This window comes from Pseudooceanicola nanhaiensis DSM 18065, assembly GCF_000688295.1.
In the GTDB taxonomy this organism is placed as follows: Bacteria; Pseudomonadota; Alphaproteobacteria; order Rhodobacterales; family Rhodobacteraceae; genus Pseudooceanicola; species Pseudooceanicola nanhaiensis.
Genome location: NZ_JHZF01000011.1, coordinates 1,792,394 through 1,804,905 on the forward strand (window position 1 = coordinate 1,792,394; position 12,512 = coordinate 1,804,905).

A 12,512-nucleotide genomic window follows, 5' to 3' on the forward strand; every position below is an offset into this window, starting at 1 on the left:
CGGAGGAGACAGATGGGCGTTCCCTATCCCGACCTGCTGAGCCTGAAATCCACCGGCGACGATTGCTCCTACACCGACCGCGAGGTGATGCTCTACGCCTTGGGCATCGGCATGGGAGAGGACCCGCTGGACGAGGACGAGCTGGCCTTCGTCAACGAGGGCTGGCTGACCGAACGCAGCCCCACGCTGAAGGTGGTCCCGACCTTCGCCGCGACCTTCGGCTATTTCTCCCGGCCGCCCGCGATCCCGATCGACCGGGTGAAGGTGGTGGACGCGGCGCGCGACATCCTCTTCCACAAGCCGCTGCCGATCGCGGCGAAACTGACGGCAGAAAGCGCCTATACGGGCGCCTGGGACAAGGGCGACAAGGGCGCGATCATCGAGCGCGAGCAGATCGTGCGGGACGAGAGCGGCGAGAAGGTCTGCACCATCCGCGGCATGACCTTCGCCCGCGGCGACGGCCATTTCGGCGGCCCGAAGGACGGCGCGCCCGAGCCGCATGCCATACCCGACCGGGCCGCGGACCTCTCGGTGGACATCCCGACGCGCGACGGGCAGGCGCTGCTCTTCCGGCTGGCGGGCGACCGCAACCCGCTGCATTCGGACCCGGAATTCGGCCGCAAGGCGGGGTTCGACAAACCGATCCTGCACGGGATGTGCACCTACGGGATCACCTGCCGGGCGGTCCTGTCGACCTTTGCCGACTGGGACCCGACGGCCTTCCGCCGGCACGCGGCGCAGTTCCGGTCCCCGGTCTATCCGGGCGAGACGATCACCGTCGACATGTGGCGCGACGGCGGCACCATCAGCTTCGAGGCCCGTGTGAAGGCCCGCGGCGTGACGGTGGTCAAACACGGGCTGACCGAGCTCGGCTGAACACTTCCTCAACCAATTCGGATTATCCCCCAAGGAGGACACATGGGACTACTCGACGGCAAGGTCACGATCATCACCGGGGCGGGCAACGGTCTCGGCGCGGCATATGCCAAACTGTTCGGAAAGGAGGGCGCGAAGGTCCTCGTCAACGACCTGGGCGGGGCGCGTGACGGCTCCGGCGGCTCCATCGGCGCGGCGCAGGCCGTGGTGGACGAGATCAGGGCAGCGGGCGGCGAGGCGATCGCCAACGGCGACGATGTCTCGACCATGGAAGGCGGGCAGTCGATCTTCGATCAGGCGATGGCCGAATGGGGCCGCGTGGACATCCTGATCAACAACGCGGGCATCCTGCGCGACGAGACGTTCCACAAGGGGTCCGAGGCGAACTGGGACGCGGTCATCAAGGTCCACCTCAAGGGCACCTATTGCGTCACGAAACCCGTCTGGCAATGGATGCGCGACAACGGCGGCGGCGTGGTGGTGAACACGACCTCGACATCGGGCCTGATCGGCAACTTCGGCCAGACCAACTATGGCGCGGCCAAGGCGGGGATCGCGGGGCTGACCCGGAACCTCGCCATCGAGGGGCGGAAATACGGCATCCGCGTCTGGGGCATGTCGCCCGGCGCGCTCACCCGGATGACTTCGGACCTGCCGCGCTACCGCGAGATGACCGAGAGCGGCGAGGATTTCCCCGTCACCGGCCAGCCCGACACCATCGCGCAGGCCATGCTCTACATGTGCTCGGACCTCTCCGGCGATCAGACCGGCAAGTTCATGCATGTCGCGCGCCAGGGCGTGGCCGAGCTGAAGGTCATGCGCTCCAAGGGATGGGAGCCGACCCATGCCTATACCGCGCAGGAGATCGCGGATCATTACGACGAGGTCTTCTTCCCCGATTGAGACAGCCCCCGGAGCGGTCCGACCGCTCCGGGTCCGCGATCCCGGCCCGGCCCGCCTGCGCGCGGGCCAGGTTGACATCCCCCCGCCGCTGCGCCATCCGCTCGGACGTTTATCCAACGCCAGCCTGCCCGAGCGGCAGGCCGCAGAGCATCGGGACAGGACCATGAGCATTCGCACCGGCATCGTAGGCATCAGCGGCTTCGGCGGTGGAGAGGCGCTCCGACTGATCGCGGCCCATCCCGCGTTCGAGCTGGTCTATGCCGCAGGCGACAGCACCGCCGGCAGTCGTATTGCCGACCGTTTCCCCGGGGCGCCGCACGGCCTCGCCGATCTCGTGATCGAGAAATGGGACCCCGAGGCGCTTCCTGAGCTCGACCTTCTCTTCGCCTCGCTGCCCACCGGGGCCTCGGCCGAGGCGCTGGCCCGGGTGCCCGGGAGCGTCAGGATCGTCGACATCGGCGGCGACCACCGGCATGTCGACGGCTGGGCCTACGGCCTCGCCGACGTCTGGCCCGAGAGGATCGCGGGCCAGCGCCGCGTCGCCAATCCCGGCTGCTTCCCCGCCGCGGCGCTGACCGCGCTGGCGCCGCTGCTGACGGAAGGGCTGATCGCCCCCGGCACCATCGTGATCGACGCCAAGACGGGCGTCTCCGGCGCCGGTCGCGGTGGCGGCGACGGCTTCGGCTATGCGACCACGAACGAGAACCTGCAGCCCTACGGCCTGCTGAAACACGTGCACATGCCCGAGATGGAAACGACCATCGGCCTGCTCTCGGGCGGCAGCGCGGCGGGGCTCGTCTTCACGCCGCATCTCGTGCCGATGACCCGCGGGCTGCTGGTCACCATGTATTGCCGCGGGCAGGCGACCACCGCGCAATGCCGCGACGCCGCCCGCGCCTTCTACGCCGACCGGCCCTTCGTCCGGCTGAGCGACGCACCCCCGCAGACCAAATGGGCCGCGGGGTCGAACCTCTGCTTCGTTCATTACGCCGCCGATCCGGCGCGCGACCTCGTGATGGCACTCGGCGTCGTCGACAATCTCGGCAAGGGGGCGGCGGGACAGGCCGTGCAGAATGCGAACATCATCTGCGATCTGCCCGAAACGACCGGGCTGGCGGGGATGCCGGTCTGGCCCTGAGCGCCGCTGCGCGGGGCGGGGCGCGTTAACCAATAATCAACCAAGACGCGCCTAGCCTGTCCGCAGGGGGACCGGGATGATCGCACGCGCCTACACCGTCGCATTCGAGGGGGTGGATCCCCGCCCGGTCGAGGTGCAATGCGCGGTCACCCCGGGCGTGCCCGCCTTCTCCATCGTCGGCCTGCCGGACAAGGCCGTGTCCGAGGCGCGCGACCGGGTCCGGACGGCGCTCAACGCGCTGCGGGTCGCGCTGCCCTCGCGCCGGATCACCGTGAACCTCTCGCCCGCCGACCTGCCGAAGGAGGGCAGCCATTTCGACCTGCCGATCGCGCTGGCCCTGCTCGCGGCGATCGAGATCATCCCGCCCGACGCCGCCGAAGGCTACCTCGCGCTCGGCGAGCTGTCGCTCGACGGCACGCTGGTCCCGGTGCTCGGCGCCCTGCCCGCCGCGATGGCGGCCGCCGAGCAGGAGCGCGGGCTGATCTGCCCCGAAGGCTCCTCGGCCGAGGCGGCCTTCAGCGGCGCGACCGAGGTGCTGGGCGCGCCCTCCCTCACCGCGCTCGTCGGCCATTTCACCGGCCAGGGCGTGATCGCCCCCGCCGAGCCGGGCGAGGTGCGGATGGATGCCTCGGGGCTCGACCTGACGGATGTGAAGGGACAGGAGCGGGCGAAACGCGCGCTCGAGATCGCGGCGGCGGGGCGGCATCATCTGTTCCTCGTCGGCACGCCTGGCAGCGGAAAGTCGATGCTCTCGGCCCGCCTGCCGACGATCCTGCCGCCGCTCTCGGCGCAGGAGGCGCTCGAAACCTCGATGATCCACTCGCTCTCGGGCCTGCTGACCCGCGGCGGCATCTCGCGCAGCCGCCCGTTCCGGGAGCCGCATCACACCGCCTCGATGGCAGCCATCGTGGGTGGCGGGCGCGGATCGAAACCCGGAGAGATCTCGCTGGCGCACAACGGCGTGCTGTTCCTCGACGAACTGCCCGAGTTTCCCCGCGCGGTGCTGGAGACGCTGCGCCAGCCGATCGAGACCGGAGAGATCGTCGTCTCCCGCGCCAATGCGCATGTCCGCTACCCGGCGCGTTTCCTGCTGATCGCCGCCGCCAACCCCTGCCGCTGCGGCTACCTGCCCGACGCCGCCCGGGCCTGCCCCCGCGCGCCGGGCTGCGGATCGGATTACCTCGGCCGCATCTCCGGCCCGCTGATGGACCGTTTCGACCTGCGCGTGGAGGTGCCGCCGGTGGCCTTCTCGGACCTCGGACGCGCGCCGGGGGGCGAGCCCTCGCCGGTGGTCGCGGCCCGCGTCGCCGCCGCGCGGGCGGTGCAGGCGGAGCGGTTCGCGGGCGCGGGCGGGACGCGGCTGAACGCCGATCTCGCGGGCCGCGCGCTCGAGACGCTGGCGGCACCGGATGCGGAGGGCAAGGCGCTTCTGCTGCGCTCGGCCGAGCAGTTCGGCATCTCGGCCCGGGGCTACCACCGGGTCCTGCGGGTGGCGCGGACGATCGCGGATCTCGACGGCTCGACCGCCGTGCGGCGGGTTCACGTGGCCGAGGCGATCAGCTTCCGGCTGACCACGCTCTCCGAGACGATGCCGGGCTGAGGCGCGGGCTCAGACCCGCTTCGCCTCGATCGCCTCCCAGATCTTCGCGGCGACGTTGATCCCGTCGAAACGCTCGAGCTCCTGGATGCCCGTGGGCGAGGTCACGTTGATCTCGGTCAGGTGCTCGCCGATCACGTCGATGCCGACGAAAACCTGCCCCTTCTCCTTCAGCACCGGGCCGATGGTGGCGCAGATCTCGCGGTCGCGATCGGTCAGGGCGACCTTCTCGGGGCGGCCGCCGACATGCATGTTCGACCGCGTCTCGCCCTCGGCCGGCACGCGGTTGATGGCGCCGATCGGTTCTCCGTCGACGAGGATGACGCGCTTGTCGCCCCTGGTCACGGCGGGGAGGTATTTCTGCACGATCAGCGGCTCACGCGAGAAATTGGTGAAGAGCTCGTAGAGCGAGGACAGGTTGCGGTCGTTCTCGTCCAGCCGGAACACCCCGGCCCCGCCGTTGCCATAGAGCGGCTTGAGGATGATGTCGCCGTGCTTCGCCTTGAAGGCGCGGATGGTGGCCAGGTCGCGGGCGACCGAGGTGGGCGGCATGAGCTGCGGGAAATCCAGGACCAGCAGCTTCTCGGGGCAGTTGCGCACCCAGAACGGGTCGTTCACCACCAGCGTCTTGGGATGGACCCGGTCGAGCAGGTGCGTCGTCGTGATGTAGTGCATGTCGAAGGGCGGATCCTGGCGCAGCCAGACGACGTCGATCTCGGCCAGGTCGATGTCCCGGGCCTCGCCCAAGGTGACGTGGTCGCCCTTGACGCGGCGCAGCTCCATCGGGCGCGCGGTCGCGACGACCCGGCCCTCACGATAGGAGAGCTGATCCGGCCCGTAGAACCACAGCTCGTGACCCCGCGCCTGCGCTTCCTCGGCCAGCCGGAAGCTGCTGTCGGCGTTGATATCCACCCCCTGGATGGGGTCCATCTGAAAGGCCACCTTCATCGCTGTCCCGTCCTTCTCTGCTGCGAGGCCGGTCCTTGATGACGCAGAAGGCGGAGGGGTGCAATGGCGCTCGGGCGGGCGGAAAGGGGCGGGTGATCAGGCGGCGAGCGCGTTTTCCAGGATCCGGAGGTCGCCCCGTGCGTCGACCAGCCCGATGTCGAAGCGCATCTCGGTCAGCGAGCCGCCCGGTTCGCCGCCCACGAATTCCTCGGCCGCCCGGCAGATGCGGCCGATCTGGCGCTGGCCGAGACTGCAGAGCGCGGCGTCGAAATCCCGCGCCGCCTTCACCTCGACGAAGATCACCGCGTCGCCGTCCCGGAAGATCAGGTCGATCTCGCCGCTGCGGCCACGCCAACGGCGGGCGGCGAGCGCGTAGCCACGGCGTTCGTACTCCATCGCGACACGATCTTCGGCCGCCGCCCCGCCCAGATGGGCCATCCGTCCGCGAGACCGCCGGCGCGCCGTGACGGGCGCCCCGCAGATGTGTTCGTCCGGCCAGTGCCGCATCGCATCCCTCCTGCGGGGCGCGTCACTTGCCCCGATCCATGTCCAGCGCGCGCTGGTAGGCGTCGCGCCGTTTGGCGCCGAGCGTGGCGACCGCATGATCGGCCGCATCCCGGACCGACATGCTATCCAGAGCCTCGCGCAGGACGGTGTCTAGATCAGCCAGGCTAACATTCGATGAATCCCCCTCCCCGATCAGCACCACGATCTCGCCCCGCGGCGCATCGGCCTCGCAGCCTGCGGCCAGCTCGGCCAGCGTGCCGCGGCGGACCTCCTCGAAGCGCTTGGTCAGCTCGCGGCAGAGCGCGGCCGGGCGCTCGGCGCCCAGCACCTCGGCCGCGTCGCGCAGCATCGCGGCCACCCGCTTGGGCGATTCGTAGAAGATCAGCGTCGCCGGCACCGCCGCCAGCCCCTGCATCGCCGTCTTCCGCTTGCCGCTCGCGTTCGGCAGGAACCCGGCGAAGAGGAACCGGTCCGACGGCAGGCCCGAGAGGGTCAGGGCCACCACCGCCGCCACCGCGCCCGGCGCGGCGGTCACGCCATGGCCTGCATCGCGCGCGGCGCGCGCCAGGGTGAAGCCCGGGTCCGCCACCAGCGGCGTGCCGGCCTCGGAGGCATAGGCCACCGAGCGCCCGGCCTCGAGTTCGGCCAGGATGCGCGGCCGGACCCTGGCGCCGTTGTGATCGTGATAGGCCAGCAGCGGACGATCGCCGAGCGCGATGCCGTGGATCTCCATCAGCCGGCGCAGCGAGCGGGTGTCCTCGGCCGCCAGCACCTCGGCCGAGGCCAGAATATCGAGCGCGCGCAGGGTGATGTCCCGCGCCGTGCCGATCGGGACCGAGACGAGGTAGAGCCCGCCCGGCAGTTTCTCGACGTCCGGATTCACGGCTGGATTCCCCTTCTCAACCCTCTATAGTCCGGCTGAGATACATGCCTCGGAGCCAGAGCCTCCGCGCCCGCCGGGCCGGGAGCGGCCCGACATTGCAAGGAGGCACGCCATGTTCGCCCTTTTGAAAGCCGCCTGCAAGGCGCCCAAACGCCTGATCGCAGGTCTTGCCGCCGCGGCGGCCGTCGCCGCCTGTGCGCCGGTCAACATGGCGGGCGGATTGAGCGGGCCGGCGGTCGACCCCGGCCAGCCGGTGCAGGTCGCGCTGCTCGTGCCCAAGGGATCCGGCGCGGCCGGGGACGCGGTGCTCGCACGGAGCCTCGAGAACGCCGCCCGGCTGGCCATGAACGACCTCGGCGGGGTCGAGATCGACCTGCGCGTCTACGACACCCAGGGCAATGCCGCGACCGCGCAGCGGGTCGCCAACCAGGCGGTTGTCGAAGGCGCGAAGATCATCCTCGGCCCGGTCTACGCGGGCAACGCGAACGCGGCAGGCCTCGCCGCGGCGCAGGGCGGCGTGAACGTGCTGTCCTTCTCGAACAACGCCTCGATCGCCGGCGGCAATGTCTGGGTGCTGGGCCATACCTTCGAGAACACCGCCGACCGGCTTGCCTCCTATGCCGCGCGGCAGGGCAAGAACCGCGCCGTGATCGCCTATTCCACCGACGTGCAGGGCCAGACCGCGGCCAATGCGCTGCGCAGCGCCGTGAAGGGCGCGGGCGGCCAGATCGTCGCCGAGGTGCCGCACGAATTCTCGCAGCAGGGCGTCGTGAACGCCGTGCCCAAGATCAAGGCGGCGGTCGATTCGGCGGGCGCGGATGCGCTCTACCTGACGGCCAACACCGCGGGCGCGCTGCCGCTCTTCAGCCAGATGCTGCCGGAACAGGGCGTGACGAGCGCCACCACGCAGTTCATCGGCCTGACCCGCTGGGACATCCCGGCTCAGACCCTCGCGCTGCCGGGCGTCCAGGGCGGCTGGTTCGCCCTGCCCGACCCGAACCGCACGGCGCAGTTCAACGCGCGCTACGGCTCGGCCTACGGCTCGGCGCCGCACCCGATCGCCAGCCTCGCCTATGACGGCATCGCGGCCGTCGGCGCGCTGGCCAAGCAGGGCCGCGGACTGGGCGCGCGCGACCTGACGCAGGGCGCGGGCTTCCAGGGCACCGGCGGCGTCTTCCGCCTGCTGCCCAACGGCTCGAACGAACGCGGCCTTGCCGTGGCGACCATCGCGAACCAGCGGGTGCAGGTCATCGACCCCGCGCCGCGTGGTTTCGGAGGGGCCGGATTCTGACCTCCCCGAGTGTTGCAGACGTTTCCCTGGCCGGGCCGGATGACCTCATCTGCCCGGCCGAGGTCATTTTCGACCGCGCCGCAATGCGGGCCGCCGTGGCCGAGGCCGCCCGGACCGAGGGCGAAGGCTTCCGCGCGCGGCTCGTCGCCCTGCTCCAGGAGGCGAACGAGACCGGCCGCGCCGCCATCGCCGAGGCCTTCACCGCCCGCCCCTTCGCCGCCGAGCAGACCACCCGCGCCTATACCTGGCTGACCGACTGCATCGTTCTGACCACGGTCGAGGCGGTGCGGGATCACGTCGCCCCCGAGACGGGCACCAGCGATTTCGCCGTGATCGCCGTCGGCGGATACGGCCGGGGCGCCATGGCGCCCTATTCCGACGTCGACCTGCTGTTCCTCGCCAAGGGAAAGATCACCCCGTGGCTCGAGGGCTTCATCGAATCGATGCTCTACATCCTGTGGGATCTGCACCTGAAGGTGGGCCATTCCAGCCGCACCGTCCGGGATTGCGTGAAACTCGCGGGCGAGGATTACACGATCCGCACCGCCCTGCTCGAACACCGCTATCTCTGCGGCGACGCCGGCCTGGCCGAGACCCTGCGCAAGAAGCTCTGGAACGGGCTCTTCAAGGGGACCGAGAGCGATTTCATCGAGGCCAAGCTCGACGAGCGGCTGAGGCGCCACCAGAAGCAGGGCGGCCAGCGCTACGTCGTCGAGCCCAACGTCAAGGAGGGCAAGGGCGGCCTGCGCGATCTGCAGTCGCTCTACTGGATCGCCAAATATGTCCACGGGGTGCAGTCGGTCTCGGAGCTGGTGCGCCTCGGGCTTTTCACCGACGAGGAGTTCCGCCGCTTCCAGCAGGCCGAGAACTTCCTCTGGGCGGTGCGCTGCCACCTCCACCTGATCGCCGACCGGGCGATGGACCAGCTGACCTTCGACCTGCAGGTGCAGGTGGCCGAACGCCTCGGCTACCGCGACCGCGGCGGCCGCAGGGCGGTCGAGCATTTCATGCAGGATTACTTCCGCCACGCCACCACGACCGGAGAGGTCACGCGGATCCTCCTGACCAAGCTCGAGGCCGCCCACGTCAAGAGCGAGCCGCTGCTCGAACGCATCTTCAAGCGCCGCCCCCGGACGGTCGGCGCGCAGTTCGTCGCGGTCGGCAACCGGCTGGCCCTGGCCGATCCCACGACCTTCCTCGACGACAGGCTGAACATCCTGCGCATCTTCGACGAGGCGCTGCGCACCGGGATGCTGATCCACCCGGACGCGATGCGGCTGATCACGGCGAACCTGAAGCTCATCGACGACCGGATGCGCAACGATCCGAAGGCGGCCGGAATGTTCCTCGGGCTGCTCCTGAACCACGGCAACCCGGAGCGCGCGCTGCGGCGGATGAACGAGCTTGGCGTGCTGGCCGCCTTCATCCCCGAGTTCGAGCCCATCGTGGCGATGATGCAATACAACATGTACCACCATTACACGGTGGACGAGCATACCATCCAGTGCATCCGCCACCTCGCCCTGATCGAGCACGGCAAGCTCGAGGAAGAGCTGCCGATCGCCTCGACCATCCTCAAGGACGGGGTGAACCGGCGGGTGCTCTACACGGCCCTTCTGCTGCACGACATCGGCAAGGGCCGGGACGAGGACCATTCCATCGTCGGCGCCCGGATCGCCCGCAAGGTGGCCCCGCGGCTCGGGCTGAGCCCCGAGGAATGCGCGACCGTCGAATGGCTGGTGCGCTATCACCTGCTGATGTCCGACATGGCGCAGAAGCGCGACGTGGCCGATCCCCGGACCGTGCGCGACTTCGCCAAGGCGGTGCAGACGCGGGAACGGCTCGACCTGCTGACGGTGCTCACGGTCTGCGACATCCGCGGCGTGGGTCCGGGCACCTGGAACAACTGGAAGGCGGCGCTCCTGCGGGCGCTCTACCGGCAGACGCTGAACGGGCTCGAGAACGGGCTCGAGGACATCAACCGCGTCAAGCGCGAGCAGGACGCCCACAAGGACCTTCGCGCCGCCCTGCCCGACTGGACCGAGGCCGACCTCGAACGCGAGATCGACCGGCATTACCCGACATACTGGCAGGGTCTGCACATCACCGCGCAGGAGATCTTCGCGACCATGCTGCGCGATCTGGACCCGGCCGAGATCCGGATCGACCTGCACCCGGACGAGGACCGCGACGCGACCCGCGCGCTCTTTGCCATGGTGGACCACCCCGGCATCTTCGCCCGGCTGACCGGCGCGCTGGCCCTCGTGGGCGCGAACGTGGTGGACGCGCGGAGCTATACGACCAAGGACGGCTACGCGACCTCGGCCTTCTGGATCCAGGACGCCGACGGCCATCCCTACGAGGCCGACCGCCTGCCCCGCCTGACGCGGATGATCCACAAGACGCTGAAGGGCGAGGTGGTGGCCCGCGACGAGATGAAATCGCGCGACAAGATCAAGAAGCGGGAGCGCGCCTTCGAGGTGAAGACCGCGATCTCCTTCGACAACGAGGGCTCGGACATCTACACCCTGATCGAGGTCGACACCCGTGACCGGCCCGGCCTGCTCTTCGACCTCGCCCGGACGCTGGCGGCGAGCCATGTGCAGATCGCCTCGGCCGTGATCGCGACCTATGGCGAGCAGGCGGTGGACACGTTCTACGTGAAGGACATGTTCGGGCTGAAACTGCATTCGCTCTCGAAGCAGCGCACGCTGGACGCGCGCCTGCGCGAGGCGATCACCGCGGGACAGGAGAGGGCCAGATCGTGAAGCCCATCCGGCTGGTGTCAGGCTTCCTGACCGTCGGCGGCTGGACGATGCTCAGCCGCATCCTGGGCTTCGTCCGGGACGCCATGATCCTCGCCTATCTCGGGACGGGACCGGCCTACCAGGCCTTCGTCGTGGCCTTCCGGCTGCCCAACATGTTCCGCCGCTTCTTCGCGGAAGGCGCGTTCAACACCGCCTTCGTGCCGCTCTTCGCCAAGAAGTTCGAGGCGGGCGAGAACGCCGAGGACTTCGCCTCGGATGCGCTCTCGGGGCTGGCGACGGTGCTGATCGCGTTGACGGCCATCGCGCATCTCGCGATGCCGTGGATGATCCTCGCGCTCGCCTCGGGGTTCGCGGGACAGGAGGAATTCGCCCTCTCGGTCGAGTACGGGCGGATCACCTTCCCCTACATCCTCTTCATCTCGATCGCCGCCCTCCTCTCGGGCGTGCTGAACGCGACCGGGCGCTTCGCCGCCGCGGCGGCCGCGCCGGTGCTGCTGAACGTGATGCTCATCGGCGGCATGTATGTCGGCGCAGTGGCGAGCGGGATCGACGTCGCGACCGCGCTGATCTGGACGATTCCGCTGGCGGGCGTGGGCCAGATGCTGCTGGTCTGGCGCGCCGCCGCCCGGGCCGGGCTGCGCATCCGGGTCAAGCGCCCGCGCTTCACGCCCGAGCTGAAGGAGCTTCTGCGCATCGCCGTGCCCGCCGCGCTGGCGGGCGGCGTGGTGCAGGTGAACCTCCTCGTCGGGCAGCAGGTCGCCTCCTATTTCGACCGCGCCGTCGGCTGGCTCTTCGCCGCCGACCGGCTCTACCAGCTGCCGCTCGGCGTCGTGGGGATCGCCATCGGCATCGTGCTGCTGCCCGACCTGTCGCGCCGGCTGAAGGCCGGGGACGTGGCGGGCTCGCGCGATGCGCTCTCGCGCGCGGCCGAGATGTCGCTGATGCTGACCATGCCCGCGGCCGTCGCGCTGGTCGTCATCCCGCTGCCGCTGGTCTCGGTCCTCTTCGAACGGGGCGCGATCACCCCCGAGGACACCCGCGCCATCGCGCTGGCCGTCGCGGTCTACGGCCTCGGCCTGCCCGCCTTCGTGATGCAGAAGATCCTCCAGCCGCTCTATTTCGCGCGCAGCGATACCCGGACCCCGTTCCGCTTCGCCCTCTGGGCGATGGCGGTGAACGCGGTGCTCGCCGTGGGGCTCGCCCCGGTGATCGGCTGGATCGCCACGGCGCTCGCCACCACGGTCGCCGGCTGGACGATGATGGTGATGCTGCATTTCGGCGCCCGTCCGATGGGCGAGGCCGTGCGCTTCGATGACCGCTTCCGCCGCCGGATCGTGCGGATCACCATCGCCGCGCTGCTCATGGGCGCGGCACTTCTGCCCGCATGGTGGCTTCTGACCCCCTGGCTGCAGCTGGCCGGCCTCAGGTTCGCCGCGCTTGGCCTTCTCGTGACATGGGGGGCCGTGGTATATTTCGGCGTGGGCCACCTGATCGGAGCGTTCCGGCTGTCGGACCTGCGGCGGGCGATGCGCAGGGGCTGAGCCTTCCGCGCCGTCATGAAACCGGATCGGCTGTTCCGTGTTGTCCACGGTGGATCGAGG

At 69.9% G+C, this 12,512-nt stretch carries 10 protein-coding genes; 7 read left to right on the plus strand and 3 right to left on the minus strand.

Going from position 1 to position 12,512, the window contains the following annotated elements:
- The first annotated feature begins 12 nt into the window (after window positions 1-12).
- The 4 genes from Q344_RS0109785 to Q344_RS0109800 all read left to right on the plus strand — a co-directional run bounded on the left by Q344_RS0109785 (window position 13) and on the right by Q344_RS0109800 (window position 4,517).
- Window positions 13-876, plus strand: a complete 864-nt coding sequence (locus tag Q344_RS0109785) for a MaoC/PaaZ C-terminal domain-containing protein (RefSeq protein WP_028286529.1) — start codon at window positions 13-15, stop codon at window positions 874-876.
- A gap of 42 nt (window positions 877-918) precedes the next feature.
- Window positions 919-1,779 carry an SDR family NAD(P)-dependent oxidoreductase gene (locus tag Q344_RS0109790; RefSeq protein ID WP_028286530.1) on the plus strand — a complete coding sequence of 287 codons (861 nt, stop codon included), beginning with the start codon at window positions 919-921 and terminating at the stop codon, window positions 1,777-1,779.
- A 163-nt stretch (window positions 1,780-1,942) separates the two neighbouring features.
- Complete coding sequence (gene argC / locus Q344_RS0109795) at window positions 1,943-2,917, plus strand: N-acetyl-gamma-glutamyl-phosphate reductase (RefSeq protein WP_028286531.1); 975 nt, start codon at window positions 1,943-1,945, stop codon at window positions 2,915-2,917.
- 76 nt (window positions 2,918-2,993) lie between these two features.
- A complete protein-coding gene (locus Q344_RS0109800; protein WP_028286532.1) occupies window positions 2,994-4,517 on the plus strand; it encodes a YifB family Mg chelatase-like AAA ATPase in 1,524 nt (507 codons plus the stop codon).
- 9 nt (window positions 4,518-4,526) lie between these two features.
- Here the strand turns inward: Q344_RS0109800 and gshB are convergent, their stop codons facing one another.
- The 3 genes from gshB to rsmI form a co-directional block, all read right to left on the minus strand.
- Window positions 4,527-5,462 carry a glutathione synthase gene (gshB, locus tag Q344_RS0109805; protein ID WP_028286533.1) on the minus strand — a complete coding sequence of 312 codons (936 nt, stop codon included), beginning with the start codon at window positions 5,460-5,462 and terminating at the stop codon, window positions 4,527-4,529.
- A 96-nt stretch (window positions 5,463-5,558) separates the two neighbouring features.
- Complete coding sequence (locus Q344_RS0109810) at window positions 5,559-5,969, minus strand: YraN family protein (protein ID WP_051630461.1); 411 nt, start codon at window positions 5,967-5,969, stop codon at window positions 5,559-5,561.
- A gap of 22 nt (window positions 5,970-5,991) precedes the next feature.
- The gene (gene rsmI / locus Q344_RS0109815) at window positions 5,992-6,852 is read right to left on the minus strand and encodes a 16S rRNA (cytidine(1402)-2'-O)-methyltransferase (RefSeq protein WP_028286535.1); all 861 of its coding nucleotides are present in this window, start codon (window positions 6,850-6,852) and stop codon (window positions 5,992-5,994) included.
- Between the two features lie 112 nt (window positions 6,853-6,964).
- Between rsmI and Q344_RS0109820 the strand changes: the two genes are divergently transcribed.
- The 3 genes from Q344_RS0109820 (at window position 6,965) to murJ (ending at window position 12,452) form a co-directional block, all read left to right on the plus strand.
- A complete protein-coding gene (locus Q344_RS0109820) occupies window positions 6,965-8,143 on the plus strand; it encodes a penicillin-binding protein activator (RefSeq protein ID WP_028286536.1) in 1,179 nt (392 codons plus the stop codon).
- An 83-nt stretch (window positions 8,144-8,226) separates the two neighbouring features.
- Window positions 8,227-10,911, plus strand: a complete 2,685-nt coding sequence (locus tag Q344_RS0109825) for a [protein-PII] uridylyltransferase (protein WP_156954659.1) — start codon at window positions 8,227-8,229, stop codon at window positions 10,909-10,911.
- Complete coding sequence (gene murJ / locus Q344_RS0109830; RefSeq protein WP_028286538.1) at window positions 10,908-12,452, plus strand: murein biosynthesis integral membrane protein MurJ; 1,545 nt, start codon at window positions 10,908-10,910, stop codon at window positions 12,450-12,452. Before Q344_RS0109825 ends, murJ begins: the two co-directional genes overlap by 4 nt.
- Window positions 12,453-12,512: the final 60 nt, after the last annotated feature.

Coding starts and splice junctions, on each gene's coding strand:
- Q344_RS0109785 (WP_028286529.1), top strand. CDS start 13: ATGGGCGTTCCCTATCCCGACCTGCTGAGCCTGAAATCCACCGGCGAC.
- Q344_RS0109790 (WP_028286530.1), top strand. CDS start 919: ATGGGACTACTCGACGGCAAGGTCACGATCATCACCGGGGCGGGCAAC.
- argC (WP_028286531.1), top strand. CDS start 1,943: ATGAGCATTCGCACCGGCATCGTAGGCATCAGCGGCTTCGGCGGTGGA.
- Q344_RS0109800 (WP_028286532.1), top strand. CDS start 2,994: ATGATCGCACGCGCCTACACCGTCGCATTCGAGGGGGTGGATCCCCGC.
- gshB (WP_028286533.1), bottom strand. CDS start 5,462: ATGAAGGTGGCCTTTCAGATGGACCCCATCCAGGGGGTGGATATCAAC.
- Q344_RS0109810 (WP_051630461.1), bottom strand. CDS start 5,969: ATGCGGCACTGGCCGGACGAACACATCTGCGGGGCGCCCGTCACGGCG.
- Q344_RS0109820 (WP_028286536.1), top strand. CDS start 6,965: ATGTTCGCCCTTTTGAAAGCCGCCTGCAAGGCGCCCAAACGCCTGATC.
- Q344_RS0109825 (WP_156954659.1), top strand. CDS start 8,227: ATGCGGGCCGCCGTGGCCGAGGCCGCCCGGACCGAGGGCGAAGGCTTC.